16 protein-coding genes and 2 tRNA genes are annotated in these 18,788 nt (G+C 59.0%); 5 read left to right on the forward strand and 13 right to left on the reverse strand.

Features of this window, described 5'->3' with window-relative positions:
* Positions 1-621: 621 nt before the first annotated feature.
* Positions 622-1,935 carry a hypothetical protein gene (locus ABD833_RS10585; RefSeq protein WP_345072873.1) on the reverse strand — a complete coding sequence of 438 codons (1,314 nt, stop codon included), beginning with the start codon at positions 1,933-1,935 and terminating at the stop codon, positions 622-624.
* A 170-nt stretch (positions 1,936-2,105) separates the two neighbouring features.
* On the opposite strand from ABD833_RS10585, the gene ABD833_RS10590 reads away from it, so the two are divergent.
* Together ABD833_RS10590 and ABD833_RS10595 are read left to right on the forward strand one after the other, a co-directional pair.
* The gene (locus ABD833_RS10590) at positions 2,106-3,689 is read left to right on the forward strand and encodes a hypothetical protein (RefSeq protein WP_345072874.1); all 1,584 of its coding nucleotides are present in this window, start codon (positions 2,106-2,108) and stop codon (positions 3,687-3,689) included.
* 198 nt (positions 3,690-3,887) lie between these two features.
* Positions 3,888-5,060, forward strand: coding sequence for a GNAT family N-acetyltransferase (locus ABD833_RS10595; RefSeq protein ID WP_345072875.1), 1,173 nt, complete (start codon positions 3,888-3,890; stop codon positions 5,058-5,060).
* 69 nt (positions 5,061-5,129) lie between these two features.
* Here the strand turns inward: ABD833_RS10595 and coaE are convergent, their stop codons facing one another.
* The 8 genes from coaE to ABD833_RS10635 all read right to left on the reverse strand — a co-directional run bounded on the left by coaE (position 5,130) and on the right by ABD833_RS10635 (position 11,732).
* A complete protein-coding gene (gene coaE, locus ABD833_RS10600; protein ID WP_345072877.1) occupies positions 5,130-5,735 on the reverse strand; it encodes a dephospho-CoA kinase in 606 nt (201 codons plus the stop codon).
* Positions 5,735-6,694: a hypothetical protein gene (locus tag ABD833_RS10605; protein WP_345072878.1), complete on the reverse strand. Its 960-nt coding sequence runs from the start codon at positions 6,692-6,694 to the stop codon at positions 5,735-5,737. Before ABD833_RS10605 ends, coaE begins: the two co-directional genes overlap by 1 nt.
* A gap of 12 nt (positions 6,695-6,706) precedes the next feature.
* Positions 6,707-7,027 (reverse strand): preprotein translocase subunit YajC, encoded by a 321-nt coding sequence (gene yajC, locus ABD833_RS10610; RefSeq protein ID WP_345072879.1) that lies wholly within the window; start codon positions 7,025-7,027, stop codon positions 6,707-6,709.
* 145 nt (positions 7,028-7,172) lie between these two features.
* Positions 7,173-7,700, reverse strand: a complete 528-nt coding sequence (locus ABD833_RS10615; protein WP_345072880.1) for a DUF1573 domain-containing protein — start codon at positions 7,698-7,700, stop codon at positions 7,173-7,175.
* A gap of 70 nt (positions 7,701-7,770) precedes the next feature.
* Positions 7,771-8,772 (reverse strand): isocitrate/isopropylmalate dehydrogenase family protein, encoded by a 1,002-nt coding sequence (locus ABD833_RS10620; RefSeq protein WP_345072881.1) that lies wholly within the window; start codon positions 8,770-8,772, stop codon positions 7,771-7,773.
* A gap of 165 nt (positions 8,773-8,937) precedes the next feature.
* Positions 8,938-9,249 carry a YtxH domain-containing protein gene (locus ABD833_RS10625; protein ID WP_345072883.1) on the reverse strand — a complete coding sequence of 104 codons (312 nt, stop codon included), beginning with the start codon at positions 9,247-9,249 and terminating at the stop codon, positions 8,938-8,940.
* A 102-nt stretch (positions 9,250-9,351) separates the two neighbouring features.
* Positions 9,352-10,542, reverse strand: coding sequence for a transcription antitermination factor NusB (nusB, locus tag ABD833_RS10630; protein WP_345072884.1), 1,191 nt, complete (start codon positions 10,540-10,542; stop codon positions 9,352-9,354).
* Positions 10,543-10,640: 98 nt separating this feature from the next.
* Positions 10,641-11,732, reverse strand: a complete 1,092-nt coding sequence (locus ABD833_RS10635) for a Glu/Leu/Phe/Val dehydrogenase dimerization domain-containing protein (RefSeq protein WP_345072885.1) — start codon at positions 11,730-11,732, stop codon at positions 10,641-10,643.
* 186 nt (positions 11,733-11,918) lie between these two features.
* Between ABD833_RS10635 and ABD833_RS10640 the strand changes: the two genes are divergently transcribed.
* Positions 11,919-13,703, forward strand: coding sequence for an ABC transporter ATP-binding protein (locus ABD833_RS10640; protein WP_345072887.1), 1,785 nt, complete (start codon positions 11,919-11,921; stop codon positions 13,701-13,703).
* 94 nt (positions 13,704-13,797) lie between these two features.
* Here ABD833_RS10640 and ABD833_RS10645 read toward each other — a convergent pair whose 3' ends face one another.
* Together ABD833_RS10645 and ABD833_RS10650 are read right to left on the reverse strand one after the other, a co-directional pair.
* A complete protein-coding gene (locus tag ABD833_RS10645) occupies positions 13,798-14,937 on the reverse strand; it encodes an NAD(P)/FAD-dependent oxidoreductase (RefSeq protein WP_345072888.1) in 1,140 nt (379 codons plus the stop codon).
* Positions 14,938-15,041: 104 nt separating this feature from the next.
* Positions 15,042-15,542 carry a T9SS type A sorting domain-containing protein gene (locus tag ABD833_RS10650; RefSeq protein WP_345072889.1) on the reverse strand — a complete coding sequence of 167 codons (501 nt, stop codon included), beginning with the start codon at positions 15,540-15,542 and terminating at the stop codon, positions 15,042-15,044.
* A 319-nt stretch (positions 15,543-15,861) separates the two neighbouring features.
* On the opposite strand from ABD833_RS10650, the gene ABD833_RS10655 reads away from it, so the two are divergent.
* Positions 15,862-15,935: transfer RNA gene (locus tag ABD833_RS10655), tRNA-Pro, on the forward strand.
* A 101-nt stretch (positions 15,936-16,036) separates the two neighbouring features.
* Positions 16,037-16,110 (forward strand) — tRNA-Pro (locus ABD833_RS10660).
* A gap of 165 nt (positions 16,111-16,275) precedes the next feature.
* On the opposite strand, the gene ABD833_RS10665 is transcribed toward ABD833_RS10660, so the two are convergent.
* Positions 16,276-16,800: a hypothetical protein gene (locus tag ABD833_RS10665; RefSeq protein ID WP_345072890.1), complete on the reverse strand. Its 525-nt coding sequence runs from the start codon at positions 16,798-16,800 to the stop codon at positions 16,276-16,278.
* A gap of 9 nt (positions 16,801-16,809) precedes the next feature.
* Entirely contained in the window at positions 16,810-18,594 is a 1,785-nt protein-coding gene (locus ABD833_RS10670; protein WP_345072892.1) for an ABC transporter ATP-binding protein, read from the reverse strand.
* Positions 18,595-18,788: the final 194 nt, after the last annotated feature.

Here is an 18,788-nt window from a genome sequence, read left to right on the forward strand (position 1 = left end):
TACCAATTTGTCATTTCCAATCATTCAAAGAACGTCTGTCACTCCCAATTGGTGTGACGTTGTACCAGCCCATTCGGCTAGTTTGTCTCTCTTTCTAAACCCCTTCCGTTGAAGCGGGCTGCAAAGGTAAGCAGATTTTCGACTACTGCAAGAAAAGAAACAACTTTTTTTCTTGCCCTGTTTGCTGTGTGTTCCTCTTCCTTCCGAAGCGGGCTGCAAAGGTAACTTCCTTTTCGGCCTTTCCAAGTAACAGAAGCAGTTTTTTTTATTCCCTGCTTCCAGGACTGATGCTGCTTCGCCCCCTTCCTCTTGAAGCGGGCTGCAAAGGTAAGTCGACTCGTTTTAACTTTCCTATTCCCAACTCATCTTTTTGTTTCACCCTTTTACAGGGTGAACAAACAGCAGGGAAATAGAGCAACTCTTCAAGACCGTTTCCCCTACCGCGTTTCGGTTAGGGAGGGCAAAGGTGCACGGTTTTTCCTCCCCCGCCAAACAGACCAACACTATTTTTAGATAGAGTCATTGTTCCTGCCAAACTGCTTCAGGCACGCTCAGTATTGCTTGGCTGGAGCACAGCGGTTTAACAAACGTAACAGGTTCATCTGCGTCCCACTATTTTTTTCAACGACCAGAATCAACCGGCAAAGGTTCTCCCCGGTTGAGGGACGGTCTTTTGAGCGTTTGTAGCCGCTCCCATATAATAAGAGGATACATCAGCATTATGGGCTCAGCGAAATAGCGCCAGCGGAAGCCTACGAAGAAGATCAGGCTCAGCACCCACGTAGCTAGTAAAGGAGCGAATAGAAGTAGATCCGCCTTCTGGGCGCTGATTCCGCGAAAACCGCTGATTACCAGAGTCAGCGTTATCAGGAAAACCAAGTGCACTACGCTATTGATGGGGTTATACGCTGTGTGGGGTGCGTCGGCAATGAAGTTTTCGGGTGAGAAGAACAGCGTCGTTTTGCGGAGCCAAAGCCGGACTTCTTCCCTAGGGTGAGTCAAAACCCATTTTTTGGCCAGGTGGGCGCGGGCCTGGCTTTCCTGGTACTGATTCAGAGAATCCAGCGTGGGAACGTGGGCTCGGACGAATTGATCGAAGGGCTTGGTTCGATCATCCCAATCAAACATAAAACGGCCGTGGGTGACGGAGTTGTGCCCTTGCAGCAGTTCGAAACCCGCCTGATTGCTTAGGGTCCAGGCCCCAAACAGGCGGTGATTCTTCTGCAGAATGGGAAAGTGAGTTATCAGCAGACAAGCCGACACTCCCAGCACCAGCGCCGCAGTGCTGGGTAACAGTTCTCGTTTGCTCTGAGCAATCAGCCCCAACCAAACCGCAAAGACCAGCCCGTATACGCCCAGCAGATACCCACGCAACAGACACGATATAGCTACTGCGCCAACAATAAGGAGGGCATCAGGCCACCTCAAGGCCCGGCCGCCAAGCAGTCGCAGCAGTTTGTAGAGCACCAGAATCAGCAGGGGCAGCGCCAGATTCTCGTACCACATGTAGGCTCCTATATAGTATACCGCCGAAGGGTATAGCAGCCAGCCGGCCGCGCCGGCCCACGAGAATGGGGGCGCAACGCCGAAATAAGCCAACGTACGTTGCACATAAAGCCCCCCGAGCAGATAGCAACCAGTACTCAGGGCGAAAATCAGGAGCGTGAAGTAGTGCTTGGGCAGACCTGCCCGCTGCCATCCTATATATAGGAAGACCGGGAAGCTGGCGTGGAAGGAATCGGGACGTAGCGTGTGCCGCGCAGGATCGATGCTGACGTAGCCGCGACCAGCCAGGTAATTATCGGCGATACGGCCATTGCGGCGTTCGTCATAGTTCCACTCCAAACCAGGGTTCAGGCTCAGCATCAGCCCCAGCTTGAGGACGGCCAGCACCAGCGCCAGTGGCCAGACGAAACGGGGCAGAGATTTAAGCACTGATGAAAGGCCTTAAGGGTAGTTACGACCGCTAAAGTTGGCGGATTAAACCCGATGAAGCCAATTCCAGCTCATGCGTGAAGCCAACAAGTGAGTGGCCATGCTACCTTTCGGGGCCGAACCCGCCTTACTGTATCCCATTGCTTTCCTCCCCTTCTCTATCCAGCCGTATGCGCCGTCCGGTGGTGGGCCTGTTTTTTGGCCTGCTGGGAGTATTGGGGGTTCTGCTGCACCGCGACTACGGCTTACCCTGGGATGAACAGCTCGACCGGCTCAACGGGATTATCAGCCTGAAGTATGTGGCGCTGCAACTGGCTCCCGAACTGGCCCGGCGCGAACCTAACTTCGCCCTGATTCCCGACATGCGCGACAATCAGGATACCGACCACGGCGTAATCTTCCAACTACCGGTGCTCCTGTTGGAGCGCGTGGCCGGAGCGCACGATTCGCGCGACGTTTACTTTCTGCGTCATCTGCTTACGTTTTTCACCGTGCTGGGCGGCATCTATGTCTTTTATCGACTAGCCGCCCAACGGTTTCGGAGCTGGGGGCTGGGCTTGCTGGGGGCCGCGCTGTTCGTCTTGTCGCCACGCCTGTTTGCGGAAGCATTCTACAATTACAAGGATCTGGTCTTTCTGGCCTTCTTTACGGGCGGCATTTATACGCTCACTCAACTCATTCGTCAGCCTTCCTGGCGCACGACTCTACTGCACGCCGGCGCTACCGGGGCGGCCATCGACGTGCGTACGATGGGGGTGTTGCTGCTGGGACTGACTTTCTGCTTTGTCGGGCTCGAACTAGTATACCGGCCAATTTTACGGCAGCGCTTCGTCCCCTTGGCTATCCTGTACTTAGCCGTAACGGTAGCCGTAGTGGTGTTAGGCTGGCCCTATCTGTGGGAAAATCCTGGTGGGCACTTCCTGGAAGCCTTCCAAAGCTTTAGCCGGTACCGGTCCGATATGACGGTGCAGTACTGGGGTGAACAAGTATCGGTGCAGGAGCTGCCCTGGCACTACGCCCCGGTCTGGCTGCTCATTACCACGCCGGTGGCATATTCGCTGCTATTTTTGACGGGCCTGATAACCCTGGCGCGGGACGTCCTGCGTCGGCCGGCAGCCTGGCTTCGTACCCGCACGGGCCGTCAGGATTTGCTGTACGCAGCCTGGTTTTTGGGGCCATTAGTGGCCGTAGTCGGGTTGCAGTCGGTTATTTATGATGGCTGGCGCCACCTCTATTTTATCTACCCGGCGTTTCTGCTGCTGGCCTCGCGGGGAATTTTGGCTGCCTGGAGCTACTGGCGAAACCACCGCTTGGGTATTTGCCGGTCACTGGCGGCGGGCTTGCTGGTTTTCCTCGGCGGCGGTATGCTGCACGCTGCTTTCCGGATTGTTCAGGACCATCCGTACCAAAACGTGTACTTCAGCGTGCTCCCGGGCGCAGTTGCGGAGCGGCTGTTTGAGCGCGACTACTGGGGCCTTTCGGGGCGGCAGGGGCTGGAATGGATTCTGGCCCACGATGCCAGCCCGCGGGTGAGCGTGGCAACCGACGCCCGGACGGGGCTGGTACTGCACAACAACCGCCTGTTGTTGTCGCCGACGGAGCGCGCCCGGCTGGTGTTCACTTCCCCCGCGCAGGCCCGCTACTTCCTCAGCGTATATCGCTGGCACCCGGAACCGTATCCGTCAAGCATTGGACGCGAGGTATATTGCATCCGGGCGGGGGGAGTCAAAATTCTATCCGTGTTTCAGCGCTAACCACATTTTTCTCCGCTGACTTATCTTTTTGCTCCTCCAGCTATCCGGCCGGCTGCCCGGCCGGCGACGGCAGGATTCTGTCGGTTTTCCGGCTGCGCTGAGTTCATCCCACGTTTAGCTGCAATCTTTGCCGCTGGAATGGTCAGGCTGGCTTGAGTGCTGGACCTGCGTGTGTTTCCCGTCTTTTTGCCGCCTTGTATGCCGCTAGCTGTTGTTGCCGATACCCGCCAGATCCGTCAGTTCCTGGATTTGCCGGCCCGCCTATACCACGACCACCCGAACTGGATTTCGCCTCTCGACCACGAAATTGAAAGTGTCTTTGACCCGCAGCAAAACCCCAATTTCCAGCACGGGGAGGCCATCCGCTGGATTCTGACCAACCCCCAGGGCGAGGTCATCGGCCGGGTGGCGGCCTTTATCAACAACTCTACGCCGCAGGCAGATCCGACGCTGCCAACCGGCGGCATGGGTTTTTTTGAGTGCATCGACGACCAGGACGCCGCCAATCAGCTTTTCGAGGCCTGCCGGGCGTGGCTGGCGGAGCGCGGCATGGCAGCCATGGATGGTCCCATCAACTTTGGGGAGCGGGACCGGTTCTGGGGTTTGCTGGTCGCGGGCTTCACCGAACCCAACTACGGGATGTTCTATCACCCGTCGTACTACCAGCCGCTCTTCGAGAACTACGGCTTTCAGACGTACTTCAAGCAGTATACCTGCAACCGGCAGGTAGCGCAGGCGATGCACGAAAGCTACCACCGCACCGCCGAGCGCTATGCCCGTGAGGAGCCGGAATACTCGTTTCGCCCCGTCGACAAGCGCAATGGGGAGGCAATGGCCCGCGATTTTCACCAGGTGTACAGCCAGGCCTGGGCCAACCACTCGGGCATCAGCGACATGACCCTGGACAAAGCCCGGGGCCTGGTCAAGCAGATGCTCCCCGTCCTGGACGAGCGGCTGGTCTGGTTTGCCTACCACCACGACCAGGCGGTAGCCTTCACCATCAACCTGCCCGATCTGAACCAGGTGTTCAAGCGTGTTGGGGCAAAATTTAACTGGTGGGCCAAGCTGCGCTTTCTGTGGGAGCTGCGACAATACCAGCGCCGCCAGCCCAAGAAGATGTTTGGGGTGATTTTTGGCGTGGTGCCCGCCTACCAGAGGAAAGGAGTCGAAGCCGCCATGATGATCCAGGCCCAGCAGTCGTTTATTGATGCCGGCTACACCGAAATGGAGATGAACTGGATTGGCGACTTCAACCCCCGGATGCTGGCCGTTACCCGCGCGCTGGGAGCCCGCATCTACAAAACCCACGTTACCTACCGCAAGCTGTTCGACGAAACCCGACCTTTCGAGCGGTGCCCGATTATTAAGTAGGGCGTTGGCCAAGAATGGCGGTTAGCCCAAAGAAATCTGCCGTTCGGCTTTCCGATGAGCCTTCTTCTTTTACCCGGGTAGGCCCGGGCGGAATGTAGTATCCAGCTGCAGCACCTGCGGAATCAGTAGCTGCTGGTCGTCGTTGTACAGTACGTAATCGGCGCGACGGCACTTTTCCTGCTCACTCAGCTGCTTCCCCATAATGGCCCGGATATCGTCAGCGCTACGGTGCGGGTCGCGGCGCAACACCCGCGCCTGACGCACTGACAAAGGGGCAAACACGGTGATGATCCGGTCGAGCTGACGGTAGGCACCGGCTTCAAAGAGCAAGGCCGCTTCTTTTAGCACGTAGGCCTGGCCCCGCTGCCGTTGTGTTTCGGCCCAGTGCTCAAAATCCCGGGCGACGTGCGGATGCACTAATGCGTTGAGCTGCGCCAGCTGTACCGGGTTGGTGAAGGCCGCTTTAGCCAGATAGACGCGGTTCAGACGGCCGGCAGCATCAAAAGTAGCGGGACCAAACGCCTGCTCCAGCTCCGCCCGTAGCGCTAAGTCGTGCGCCATAATCCATTTGGCCCGCGAGTCGGCGTCGTAGATGGGAACTCCCAATACCTGGAACAGCCGGGCCGCGATACTTTTGCCCGACCCGATTCCGCCGGTTATTCCAATGCGCAGCATCAGCGAAGAGTTGAAAAGCGAACCGCGGGCGTAAGAATCCGGATGCCCCGAGCCAGTACCGGGGTCTGCACCAAGATGGGTTGCAGGCTGGAATCAGCGCGCTGAAACTGCCCGTAGTGGAGCAGCACCCGCAGCTGGCTCAGCTCGAGCCGGGCCGTATCTTCGGGGAAATACTGGACCTGCACCCGCACCCGGGCGGGGCGCAGGGTAAAGCGCCGGCCAGCGGGGAAGCCGCGCAATTCAGGTACAACGCGCACCGCCAGCGTAATAAGCGGGCGGGGCTGCAGCCGGACCCGGACATCCTGCACGTTGGTTTGCACCAGGGCCGGACCACCTATGGGCACCCGGATGGCGCCTTCGCTACTCCCGGCCGGGGCCTGGGGCAAGTGCACCGGATAGGGGCTGGCCAAAGCACTTACCATAGCGGCCGGCCCGCGAAAGGCAATGCTTTCGGGCGTAAACACCGCCGCGTAGGGCAGCGCCGAGCCGTCAGCATTCGGGCTGAGCGTCAACGATACCCGGCGCGTGATCAGCCGGTCGAATTCCACCCACAGGGTGTCGTTCAGCAGGTAATTAAATTGCAGGCCCTCCATTGCCGCCTGCAGGGCCGGGCGCACGGCCTGCCCCGTTACGAAGCGCGTGCCGGGCAGCCGCCTCAGCTGGAGCTCCGCCGGTTTTATGTCGAGCAACAGGTTTTTGCGTAGCAGCTTCCAGCCCCGGCCGGTTACGTTCACGGCCACCTCCGTAGGCAGCGGCCGGATCGGGATATAGCGCTGGGCATTGTAACGCCACGTCAGCGGGTAAGTGATGCGCGTGGTGTAGGTCTTGTTCAGGGCATTGAGCAGCCAGAACGTAGACGCGGCCAGAAAGCACGCCGTAATAGCCCGCCAATAGCTCCGCTCCTGCCCGTAGAATGGGCTGACAAACCAGCGCAGCAAACGGGAGGTACGGGCCAGCACAAGACGGAGCGGTTAAGGATTATTAGCGGGAGCGGCGGCTTTCGGGGCAACTTCGCGGGCAATGGCCGTGCGGTCGAACTTCAGGCGCGTACCCCGGTCTACTTCAATGATAACCGATTCCTCGTTTACCTCGACCACTTTACCATGTAGTCCGCCGATAGTTACAACGCTGGTGCCTTTAACGACACCCTCCCGGAATTTCTTGGCTTCTGACGCCTTGCGCTGCTGCGGGCGGATCATGAAAAAGTATACGACAACGGCAATGGCTATCGGAAACAGCAGGGAAGTAAACCCTTCGCCCGTGGGAATCTGCAACAGGAAAGTCAGGAACATGGGAATGGAATTGTTAGAACAGGATGGTCCTCCTAAAAAAAGCTGTTAGCCGAAGCAAAGCCCAGGGTTTCTGCCGCCACAGTAATTTTTATTGCGGCAGAAACCCTGGGCTTTGCCCGGAACGACAGCCGGCGGCCCGGGCGCCTTACTGAACTACCGGACCATTGGTCGTCTCGGCCAGTACGTTGGCTTTGATGACGACCGGGGTGATATTCGGCTGGGTGTTGGCCCGCACGGCTACTTCCTTGTTTTGCAGGCCGGTTTTGCCGTGGCTGTCAAACTGCACGTCGATGGTGCCTTTTCCGCCGGGAGCAATGGGCTCTTTGGTCCAGTTAGGCGTGGTACAGCCGCACGAAGCAGTAGCATTTTCGATCAGCAGCGGGCTTTTGCCGGTGTTGGTGAAGCTGAAGGTGTGCTTTACCACGGTGCCGGGCTTGATGTCGCCGAAGTTGAACTCGCTCTCGGCGAAGGTCATCACCGGGGCGTTGGGGTTAGGCGCCTCGGTTTCGCTGGCTACGTTGGGGTTATCGACTACGGGATTAGCGGCGTCGCTGGCGGCCGTGGCCGCCGCATTCATCCCCTCGGCACCAACTTCAGCCGATTTATCGGTGCTACAGGCACTGAAAAAAACCAGCCCGTAGAGTAACAACGCAGAAAACAGAGTACGTTTCATAAGCAGAGAGATGGCGGATTAGGAGCCATCAGGATTTTAAAGGTAAGACGAAGAGGCCAAAAATCCGCAACTACGCCAGGTTGGCAATGATGGACTGAGCAAACTCCGTGGTCGACGCTTTCCCGCCCAGATCACCGGTGCATTTTTCCGGCTGCTTCAGGGTAAGGTCCAGGGCCGCTTCGATGCGGTCGGCATACGTATGCTCGCCGAGGTGGTGCAGCATCATCAGCGCAGAACGCAACAGAGCCGTCGGGTTGGCTTTGCCCTGACCGGCAATATCGGGCGCCGAGCCGTGTACGGCTTCGAAGATGGCCATGTCGTCGCCAATGTTGGCCCCGGCTACCACGCCCAGGCCGCCCACGAGGCCGGCGCAGAGGTCGGAGAGGATGTCGCCGAACAGGTTGGTCGTCACGACCACGTCGAACTGCTCGGGCTTGTTCACGAGCTGCATGCACATGTTGTCGATGATCTTATCCTCGAACACGATCTGGGGAAACTCCAGCGCCGCTTCCTTACAGGCGTTAAGCATCAGCGTACCGGCCATTTTCAGGATGTTGGCCTTGTGGGCCAGGGTCACCTTCTTGCGGCCGTGCAGGGCAGCGTAGGCAAAGGCCGCGCGGCAGATTTTACGCGAGCCTTCCACCGTGATGCGGTTGAAGGAGTCGGAGATGCCGAGGCGCTCGTCGTACACTTCCAGACCCGAGTACAGGCCCTCGGTATTCTCCCGAAACAGCACCAGGTTCACGCCGGTGTAGCGCGAGCTGATGCCTTCGGTGGTTTTGGCGGGCCGCACGTTCTGGTAGAGGTCATACTTCTGGCGCAGGGTGATGTTGATGCTGCGGAAGCCTTTGCCGACGGGAGTCGTGATCGGGCCTTTCAGGCCCACGCGGTTTTTCTCCAGCGAATCGAGCAGGCTCTGCGGAATCAGCTCCCCCGACTGGTCGAAGGTGGTCTGGCCGGCGTTCTGCTCTTCCCACTGCACGGGCACCTGGGCCGCCGTGAAAATGCTTTGCACGGCCGCCGTGATTTCGGGGCCGATACCGTCGCCGGGAATGAGGGTGATGATATGCATGCTATTACTAATGTGAGAAATGTATCGTGAATGTGCAGAACGTGAGAAATGCCTATGCTACGCTGGATGCCGTAGAAATAAAAATATGCTGAATGTGCCTTGGAAAAGCCTTTTTCACTTTTCTATGAGCACACTCAGCACATTTTCACATTTCACCCATTCCGCTCAGCGCGTCTTGCGGGAGTTGATCTGGTTGATCAGCTGATCCACATCGCCCAGCAGCTGCTCGGCTTTGCTCTTGGCGTCCTGAATCACGCGCTGGCCTTCGCTTTTGGCGGTGGAGGCCGGGCCGGCGTCGCGGCTGGTAACGAGGCTTTCGGTGAGGTCGGCTAGGATTTCCCGGTACTTTTCGAGCTGGTAGCTGAGCCAGCTACGGGTTTCGCGCCCCTTTTCCGGAGCGAACAGAAGACCCACGGCGGCCCCGGTGAGGGCGCCGCCTGCGAAGCACAGAATGCCGGTAGTGGTTTTGCTACCCATAAGGCGAAGATCGTGGCGTGGTGGATTTAGAAAGGAAAGGAAGCGGACTCTACTCAACGGCGGGCCGCCCGGGCAGGTTGCCTCCCCAATGTAGGATTCAACTTATTGATTGTCCAGCAAGCCGCGGCCGGATTTGCGAATGGCCCCGCTGGCGGTCAGGTCCTGGGCCAGTTTGTCCAGAATGCCGTTCACAAACTGCTTGCTTTTGGGCGTGCTGTACAGCTTGCTGACTTCAATGTACTCGTTGATGGTAACCTTGACCGGAATATTGCGGAAAAGATGCATTTCGCACAGGGCCATCTTCAAAATAATCTTGTCGATGAGGGCCACGCGCTCCACGTCCCAGTTCTGCACCGAGTCGGCAATGAGCTTCTCGTACTGCTCGTCCGCCTCGCGGGTTTCCTTGTACAGCGTTTCGGCAAACTCCTTATCATCGACCCAGTTGGCCGACAACGACATGAGCTCCATTTCTTCCGTAGCGGCTTCGTCGAGCATCTTGATGGTTTTGACCACCAGGTTTTTCACCACCGAGCGGTTTTCCTCCCAGTTCAGGTCGTCTTCCTCAATCTGCGCCGGCAAGCTTTCGCCCTTGAAAACGTAGGTCTTGTAGAGGTGCTTCAGGATTTCCTGGTCTTCGGCGTAGCTGCCGGCCGGGGCCGCCAGGTAGGCCTGGAATTCCTCATCGTTCCTGATTTCGGCGCGCCAGGCTTTGCGCAGAGCCTCCAGCTCTTCGGTGCCCGTCCACTTCAGGGAGCGGCGGATGGTCAGATCCTGGAGCTGCTTGTTGCTGATGAGCTTGTGCAGGGCCACGTTCTGCTCGAAGCGGGTGGTATCGGGCAGGGCTTCCTTGGAGGGCGTGAAGCGGCGGGCCTCCCGCTCCTTCTCCTCCTCAATCACCCGTAGCATAGCTTCGGGTACGTTGAGCAGGTGGATGTACTGATTGTGGATGCTTTCGGCCCCGTGCACCATCTGCCCGGCAAAGAACGTCGCGTCCTTGGCCTTCTGCTTCTGGTAGTACTTGATGGCGTCGGCCACCGCGTCGTTCACCTCCCGGTCGTCGAGCTTCTCCAGCTCCGCGCCGCTGCCGGCTTTGTGCCACTCCTTGAACACGGCCTCGGCCATTTTCTGCTGGCCTTTCAGCAGCTTGCGGTCCTGGGCTTCGGGGGCGTTGAGGTCGGGAGCAAAAGCATCCGCTATCAGATCATTGGCCAGCATAAAATCGGACCCGACGGCCTGATAGTAGGCGTACAGGGCCTGCATGACCTTAATGCGGAGCGTGCGACGGTTGAGCATTCTGTTGAGTTGTCAGTTACCCGTTGCCAGTTGCCAGTTGCGGGAGTCAGAATAGCATTCTAAACCTGGCAACTAACAACGGGCAACGGGCAACTCATTTAGTAAGTGGACTTGACTTTGCCCAGGGACGCGATGCGCTCCTCGGCTTGTTTGGTGGCCGCGGCCTGCGGGTGGCTGCCCTCCTGCTCGGCCTTGGTGAGTACCTGAGTGGTAATGTCGTAGATTTTCTCGGTCTGGCTGAGCGCGCCCTGCCGGCTGCTGCCCACCACTTCCGAGTAGACGTTGATCAGGCCTCCGGCGTTGATCAGAAAGTCGGGAGCGTAAACGATGCCGCGGTCGACCAGCGCCGGGCCGTGGATGTTCTCATTCTGCAGCTGGTTGTTGGCGCACCCGGCAATTACCTGGCACTTCAACCGGCCGATGGTATCGTCGTTGATGGTCGCGCCCAAAGCGCAGGGCGAATAGATGTCCACGTCCTGGTCGTAGATTTCGTCCAGGCCGACCATTTTGGCGCCGAAGCGGGCCGCCGCTTCCAGGGCGCGGTCTTCGTAGTAGTCGGTGAGCACCAGCTTGGCGCCTTCCTTCTGCAGGTATTCGAGCAGGTAGGTGCCCACGTGGCCCACGCCCTGCACGGCAATGCGCTTGCCGGCCAGGCTGTCGGAGCCGAACGCTTTTTTCGCGGCCGCTTTCATGCCCATATAAGTACCGAACGCCGTTACCGGCGACGGGTCGCCGGAGCCGCCCATACTTTCGGGCAGGCCGGCCACGTGCTTGGTTTCCATCCGGATGTACTCCATGTCCTTGGTGGTCATGTTCACATCTTCGGCCGTGATATACTTGCCGTTCAGGTTTTTCACGAAGCGGCCGAACTTGCGCAGCAGGGCCTCCGTCTTCAGCGTTTTCGCGTCCCCGATGATGACGGCTTTGCCCCCGCCCAGGTTCAGGCCCGAAATGGCGGCCTTGTACGTCATGCCGCGCGAGAGGCGCAGCACGTCGTTGAGGGCTTCGGCGTCGGAGGCGTAGTGCCACATGCGGGTGCCGCCCAAAGCCGGCCCCAGCACCGTATTGTGGATGCCAATGATGGCCCGCAATCCGGTTTCGTGGTCGTGGCAGAAGACAACTTGCTCGTGCTGATGCTCAGCAATCTGGCCGAAGACCGACGTATCGGTCAGGGTTTGGATTTCAACCATTTAGGATGGGAATTAGGAAAAGGGTGGGAATTTGGGGCGGGCGGGTTGTTGTATCTTTGGCGGGCAGGCTGCGTAGCCTACTCAATCCGGGTGCAAAAGTACCCAATTTTTCCTAGCCGGCCATCGGCTGAGTCAGGACCGGGCCCAATGGTCACGGCTTCTTAACACGCTCCAACTTCTTTGCCCGTGCGCGCTTTAGCTGCTACCGACAAATACCTTTTCCGCTATAAATGGCATTTCCTCGGCGGGGTGCTTTTCGTGGCTTTGAGCACCCTGCTGGCTATTTTCCCGGCCCAGATCGTGCGCTACTCCTTCGATTTGGTGGGGGAGGGAATCGACCTGTACCATCTCTTTGCCGGCACCCGCGCCCAGGAAGGCGTGTACTCCCTGTTCGGGCGTAACGTACTGCTCTACGGGCTGCTTATCGCGCTGATGGCGCTGCTCCGGGGCATCTTCCTGTTTTTCATGCGCCAGACGCTCATCGTCATGTCCCGGCTGATTGAGAACGACCAGAAGAACGAGATTTTCCAGCACTACCAGTCGCTCCCGCTGAGCTTCTACCGCCGCCACAACACCGGCGACCTGATGTCGCGCATTTCCGAGGACGTGGGCCGGGTGCGGATGTACATGGGGCCCGCCATCATGTATTTCCTGCAGCTGGTGCTGCTATTCGTGCTCATCATCCCGCTCATGCTGATGGTGAACGTGAAGCTGACGCTCTACACGCTGCTCCCGCTGCCGGTGCTGAGCGTGAGCATTTTCTACGTCAACAACCTGATTGAGCGCAAGTCCGACGAAATCCAACGCTCTTTGGCTGCCATGACGACCTTCGTGCAGGAAGCCTTTTCGGGTATCCGGGTCCTCAAATCCTTCGTGCGCGAGGCCGATTCGCACCAGCAGTTCAGTGCGGCCAGCGACAACTACCGGGAAAAGACGCTGAGCCTGAACTTCGTCAACTCCCTGTTTTTCCCGCTGATCCTGTTTCTGATTGGCCTCAGCACCATCGTTACGGTGTGGGTGGGCGGCCAGGAAGTTATCCGCGGCACCATCACCACGGGTAGTATTGCCGAGTTCCTGATCTACGTGAACCTGCTCACCTGGCCCGTCACGGCCCTGGGCTGGACCAGCTCCCTGGTCCAGCGCGCCGAAGCTTCCCAGGCCCGCATCAACGAGTTCATGAATCAAAAGACGGATATCGTGAGCAGGAAGAATATCGAGCAGGAAATTCAGGGTGACATCGTGTTCGACCACGTTTCCTTCACTTACCCCGACACCGGCATTCAGGCCCTGAAGGACGTGTCGTTCCGCATCCGGCCGGGCCAGACGCTGGCCGTTATCGGCAACACCGGCTCGGGCAAAAGCACTATTGCCGCCCTGCTCTGCCGCCTCTACGACGTGACGGGCGGGGCTATTGAAGTCGACACCGTGGACGTGCGCGACTTCTCGCTAAACTCCTTGCGCGGGCAGATCGGCTACGTTCCCCAGGACGTGTTTCTGTTCTCCGACAGCATCCGCAACAATATCAACTTCGGCCTCGATACTCCTACCGAGGAGCGCATGCAGCAGGCGGCCCACGATGCCAACGTGTACGACAACATCATCCGCTTCCCCGAAGGCTTCGATACCAAGCTTGGCGAGCGGGGCATCACGCTCTCGGGCGGGCAGAAGCAGCGCGTCAGCATTGCCCGGGCCCTGGTGAAAGAGCCCAAAATCCTGATTCTGGACGACTCGCTGTCGGCAGTAGACACCAACACCGAAAACGCCATTCTGAACAGCCTGCAGCGCATCATGCACAATCGCACCAGCCTGATCATCTCCCACCGGGTCAGCTCGGTGAAGCTGGCCGATGAAATCCTAGTGCTCGACGACGGCACCATCGTGCAGCACGGCACCCACGAGGCCCTGATGCAGCAGGAAGATGGCCTCTACCGGGCGCTGTATGAGCGGCAGCTGCAGAGTGAGGAAGCGTAGGATGGTTTTTGGTTGTTCGTTTTTGGTTTTTGGTTGTTTGCCCGTGGGATTAGTCCCGACCAAAAACCAAAAAACAAAAACAAACAACCAACAACTACCCATCCAGCATTGCGGCGGCCCGCTTCCCGATTCCGGCGCCCATGGCCACGCCCATGCCATTGCAGCGCAGGGCCCCGAACACACCGGGCGCCAGGGGCTGAATGAGGGGTTCCAGCGCGGCGCCAAAGCCCATTACGCCACTCCAGCGGTAGTCGATGCGGGGGCGCTGGCCGGGTAGAATCACTTCGGTCAGCATTCGTTCAAGCTGATCCTGCACGAGGCTGGTCAGGCCGGGCTCGGTGGTGGCTTCGGCGGCGAAATCAAGGTTTCGGCCCCCGCCAAGCAGGATTCGGTTATCTACCTGCCGGAAATAGTAGTAGCCCTTATCGTAGTGGAAGGTGCCGGGCAGGTGGAGCCCGGGAATCGGCTCCGTAACCAATACCTGCCCGCGGCCGGGCTGCACGTCCAGCGCCGGAAAGAACTGCCGGCTGAAGGCATTGGTTGCCAGCAGTACCTGCCCGGCCTCGATGGTAGCCAGCGGAGTGTGGAGGCTGATGGCGGTAGACTTTTCCTCCAGCGCCATCACCGGGCAGCCGTGCAGCACCACGATATCCTCCTGCCACGCCAGCTTCAGCAGCGCATGCATCATCCGGCCCGTGTCGAGGGCGCCTTCCGCTTGATTTTCGAGCATGGTATGTACCTGACCCAGTCCCAGCCGGGCAACCTGGGCGGTAGCATCCCGGAAGCTGTCGGGGCGGCCGATTATCGGCGCCAGCAGGTTGTTGAAGTAGCCGACGTGGGCCTGGCAAGTTTGTGCCAACAGCTCTTCTTCGGCCCGGAACAGCTCGTACCCCCCCACGGCTTCGTAGTGCAGCGCATTGTCGCCGAGCAGCTCGCGGAGCAGGGCCAGGCCTTCCCAGCGGGCCTGCACTACTGTCAGCAGAGTGGCGGTACCACTTTTCTGCTCCTGCTCCAGCAGCTCCGAAACACTGCCGAAGCAGGCAAAGCCCGCGTTTTTGGTACTGGCCCCGTTGGGCAGCATGTCGCGTTCCAGTACGCATACCCGGGCGGCCGGCCGCTGCCTTTTGGTGAAAATAGCCGCCGTGAGCCCCACGATTCCGGCCCCGACTATTGCCACGTCGAAACCCCGCAGGAAACTCTGGTGCTCCCAGTAGGAAAACGTTTGTCTGGCCATAGCCAAAGATAGAAAGCCGCGGGACGTCTGCCCGGCCCGCGCCAACAACAAAGCCCGGAAACGCAGGGCGTTGCCGGGCTTTCAATCAAGTTCGGAGGCTTCCTCTATTGGCCAACCAGTACCCGCCGCATGCCACTCCGGGCCCCGGAGGTGCAATGCACGATATAATATCCCGCCGGCAGGCTGCTCACATCCAGTACGGTGGTCTCGGTCCCGGCCATCAGGTCGCGGGTGATAACGGGGCGACCTTCCGCGTCGTTGACTTCCACCCGGGTTGGTCCGCTCACATCGGTGCGCACAATAAGGCGCTTGGTGAGCGGGTTGGCTTCAGCCCGTACTTTAATGGCATCGGTGGAGGGCGGGGCCTGCTCCATTTTGCTGGTTATCAACTCTACGGGAGCCGGTTTGGCTGCCGCCGCCGGAGCTGCCACCGCCGCTACGGCCTTAACGACCGGCGCCGGCTTGGCCGTAGCGACGGGCTTAGCCATGGCTTTTGCCGGCGCGGGTTTGCCTGCCCCTGGTTTAGTCGACTTGGTTTGCGCCTGCGCCGGACCGGCCAGTAGCAGCGAGCCCAGGAAAATGAGCGTTAGAGTAACTGTTTTCATACGCATGGCAAACGATGAGTGGAAAGATCCAGTATCCTATAAAAGTAAATAATCCCGCTCAGTTCCCGGCCGATTTTAGCCCAACCCCGCCAGAACGACGATGAAACCGATGGTTTGTGCTGCATTTTTTTTCGCCGTCGCTAATTTCTCCCCGGCCCGGCCAACCCACACTCATTTAGCCACTTCCCCTGATTCCCCATTCCGCAAAAGGGCGTTGCGCGGTTGGCTATCTGGTTCTGAAAGTGTGGTTCTCCAAAAATATTGGGGCCGGAGTTGCGGCGAAGGGCTATTGTGCCGTACATTTGCAACTCAATTCTCTCGGGGTGTAGCGTAGCCTGGTATCGCGCCAGCATGGGGTGCTGGAGGTCGTAGGTTCGAATCCTGCCACTCCGACGGAGCAGTTTACTGTCAGAAAAGCCTCCGAATTTCGGTTCGGAGGCTTTTTTTGCCAGTGACAATTGAAGAGTACCTGTGCGTTACGCCGCACAGTTTTTCGGGGTGTAGCGTAGCCCGGTATCGCGCCTGCTTTGGGAGCAGGAGGCCGCAGGTTCGAATCCTGCCACCCCGACACTGAGTATTCAGGTCATTCGAAAAGCCCGTCGAACTTCGGTTCGACGGGCTTTTTCGATTTTATAACTGTGTCGCCCTGGCAGATTTATTTAGCGATACCGATACGAAAATCCTGCCCTCCAGCAATAAGGCAAGCATGGATATCTGTATGCCTTGTATTTTCTTACTTCACCACCGCCAGCACCTCGGCCCGGTCGGCGGCCCCGAACCGCTCCAGGTATACGTGGGCTAGTGTCAGCTTCTGCTTTTCGGCAAAGGCTTTCACGCCGGAATAAAGCTTATCCGGAGCGACCATGTAGCTGGCCTGAATGCGGGCGTGAGCTACGCGCTGGCCGCTGCTGAAGGTGCGGTAGCGGTAGCCCGTGGGCAGCAGCTGGGAGGTAGTGTCGGCCACGACCAGGCCCACGAAGGCCCGGATCGAGTCCTCGGCCCCGGCGGGGTCGTTGTAGTAGATGTTGGCCAGGTCGCCGCGCAGCTGGCCGGTTTGCTGCAGCTGCTGGGCCTGGCGGAACAAGGGGCCAAACCCGTCGCTGTTTACCCGACCGGCGAAGTAGCGACCTGCCAGAAAGATGGGTTGCGTAGTCGTTTCGAGCGTTACATCGGCCGTGCGGAAGCCGCCCAGGTACGTGTAAACAGCCGCGAAGCCGAAGGCAATGAGGAGCGAACCTATAAAAATCCAGCGAGTCATGAAGGGGGGTTATTGGGCAGTGGTGTTCAGAGCGTCTTTGTACTGCATCTGGTAGAGCTGCTGGTAGAAGCCGCCGTGGCGCAGCAGCTCCTCGTGGGTCCCCGTTTCCTTGATTTCACCCCGGTCCAGCACGATGATTTGGTCGGCTTTCTGGATGGTACTCAGGCGGTGGGCAATAACGAGCGAGGTGCGGCCCTGCATCAGCTTCTCAATAGCCTGCTGAATCAGCTCTTCCGTTTCGGAGTCGACCGAGGAGGTGGCTTCGTCCAGGATGATGATGCGCGGCTGGTAGACCATGGCCCGCACGAAGGAAATCAGCTGGCGCTGGCCTACCGACAGCGTCGCGCCGCGCTCCATTACCGGGTAGTGCAGCCCACCGGGCAGCCGCTCGATAAAGCGCCGGGCCCCGACCAGGTCGGCGGCGGCCCAGATCTGCTCCTCGGTAATGTCCGGGCTGCCCAGGGTGATGTTGTCCTTGATGGTGCCGGCGAAGAGAAATACGTCCTGCAACACCACTCCGATGTGGCGGCGCAGCTCTTTGAGGTCGTAGTCGCGCAGGTCGTGGCCATCAATGGAAATCGTGCCCTTATTGATTTCGTAGAAGCGGCTGAGCAGGTTGATGATGCTGGTTTTGCCCGCCCCGGTAGCCCCCACGAAGGCAATGGTCTGGCCGGCCTGCACCGCGAAGTTGACGTCGCGCAGCACCCATTCCTCGTCGTTGTAGGCAAACCAGACGTGGTCGAACTGGACGTCGCCGCGGATGGTGGCCGGGGCGTAGGAGCCGTTGTCGGCAATGAGCTCCTTGCTGTCCAGGAGCTTCAGCAGCCGCTCGGTGCTCACCAGACCCAGCTGCAGGGTGTTGAACCGGTCAGCAATCTGGCGAATGGGCCGAAAAAACAACGCGTTGTACATGATGAAGGCAATGAGGGCCCCCTTGGAAATGGTGCCTTCAATCTGGCCCTGGGCGGCATACCACACCAGCAGGCCCACGCCCACCGCCGCCAGCACCTCAGCTACCGGGAAGTAGATGCTGTAGTAGAGTACCGACCGGATATTGGCGCGGGTATGCTCCTGGTTGATGGCCTTGAACTTGCGCAGCTCCCGCTCCTCGTTGTTGAAAATCTGCACCACGTTCATCCCCGTCAGGTGCTCCTGCACGAAGGAGTTGAGGTTGGCCACGGCCGTCCGCACTTCCTGAAACGATTTTTTGACCTTCTCCTTGAAGACGTAGGTACTGAACAGCAGCGGCGGAATCACCGACAAACTCACCAGCGTCAGCCGCCAGTCGATGTAAAACATGAAGGCCATGATGAACACCAGCTGCAGGATGTCGCCAATCATGGCGGCCAGCCCTTCGCTGAACACGTCCGACAGAGTTTCCACGTCGGAGATGTTGCGCGTCACGAGCACGCCGATGGGTGTGCGGTCGAAGAACTTCAGGCGCAGGTCGAGGATGTGCTTGTACAGATCTACCCGAATGTCGCGCACGATATACTGGCCCAGCCAGCCGCCGAAGTAGGTTTGCAGGTAGCTCACCAGGGCGTGGCCCACCAGCAGGATCAGCAGCAGGCCGAACATCTTGTTCAGCCCCAGCAGGTCGCCCTGCTCGATGCTGACGTCGACCATGCGCTGAATCAGAAACGGCCGCAGGGTGCCCAGCGCGGCGGTAGCTACGGTCAGGAAAATCAGGAAGTAGAATACCCGCCGGTAGGGCCGCACATACTGCATCAGGCGGCTCAGCACCTGCCAGTCGAAGATATTGCCGGTTTTGGTAGCCTTGGTTGCTTGCTCCATTCTTAGTGCCTGGTGCTTGGTGCGTGGTGCTTAGTGCTTAGTGCCTGGAGTCTATCTTACTTATCAGAGCGGTCGGGCCGGGCGCAACCGGACACCTCGCGTACTATGGGGAGTAATCCAACGACGCTACGCGGAATGCCTCGCTGCGCCCGGCACGACCGCCTTAAATTGAACAGGTAACCGCCAAAAGCCGC

This window comes from Hymenobacter fastidiosus (assembly GCF_039539565.1).
Lineage (GTDB): Bacteria > Bacteroidota > Bacteroidia > Cytophagales > Hymenobacteraceae > Hymenobacter > Hymenobacter fastidiosus.

Bases quoted from the DNA above. Each gene is read 5' to 3' on its own strand.
- ABD833_RS10590 (WP_345072874.1), top strand. From the start codon at position 2,106: ATGCGCCGTCCGGTGGTGGGCCTGTTTTTTGGCCTGCTGGGAGTATTG.
- ABD833_RS10595 (WP_345072875.1), top strand. From the start codon at position 3,888: ATGCCGCTAGCTGTTGTTGCCGATACCCGCCAGATCCGTCAGTTCCTG.
- coaE (WP_345072877.1), bottom strand. From the start codon at position 5,735: ATGCTGCGCATTGGAATAACCGGCGGAATCGGGTCGGGCAAAAGTATC.
- yajC (WP_345072879.1), bottom strand. From the start codon at position 7,027: ATGTTCCTGACTTTCCTGTTGCAGATTCCCACGGGCGAAGGGTTTACT.
- ABD833_RS10615 (WP_345072880.1), bottom strand. From the start codon at position 7,700: ATGAAACGTACTCTGTTTTCTGCGTTGTTACTCTACGGGCTGGTTTTT.
- ABD833_RS10620 (WP_345072881.1), bottom strand. From the start codon at position 8,772: ATGCATATCATCACCCTCATTCCCGGCGACGGTATCGGCCCCGAAATC.
- ABD833_RS10625 (WP_345072883.1), bottom strand. From the start codon at position 9,249: ATGGGTAGCAAAACCACTACCGGCATTCTGTGCTTCGCAGGCGGCGCC.
- nusB (WP_345072884.1), bottom strand. From the start codon at position 10,542: ATGCTCAACCGTCGCACGCTCCGCATTAAGGTCATGCAGGCCCTGTAC.
- ABD833_RS10635 (WP_345072885.1), bottom strand. From the start codon at position 11,732: ATGGTTGAAATCCAAACCCTGACCGATACGTCGGTCTTCGGCCAGATT.
- ABD833_RS10645 (WP_345072888.1), bottom strand. From the start codon at position 14,937: ATGGCCAGACAAACGTTTTCCTACTGGGAGCACCAGAGTTTCCTGCGG.
- ABD833_RS10650 (WP_345072889.1), bottom strand. From the start codon at position 15,542: ATGAAAACAGTTACTCTAACGCTCATTTTCCTGGGCTCGCTGCTACTG.
- ABD833_RS10665 (WP_345072890.1), bottom strand. From the start codon at position 16,800: ATGACTCGCTGGATTTTTATAGGTTCGCTCCTCATTGCCTTCGGCTTC.
- ABD833_RS10670 (WP_345072892.1), bottom strand. From the start codon at position 18,594: ATGGAGCAAGCAACCAAGGCTACCAAAACCGGCAATATCTTCGACTGG.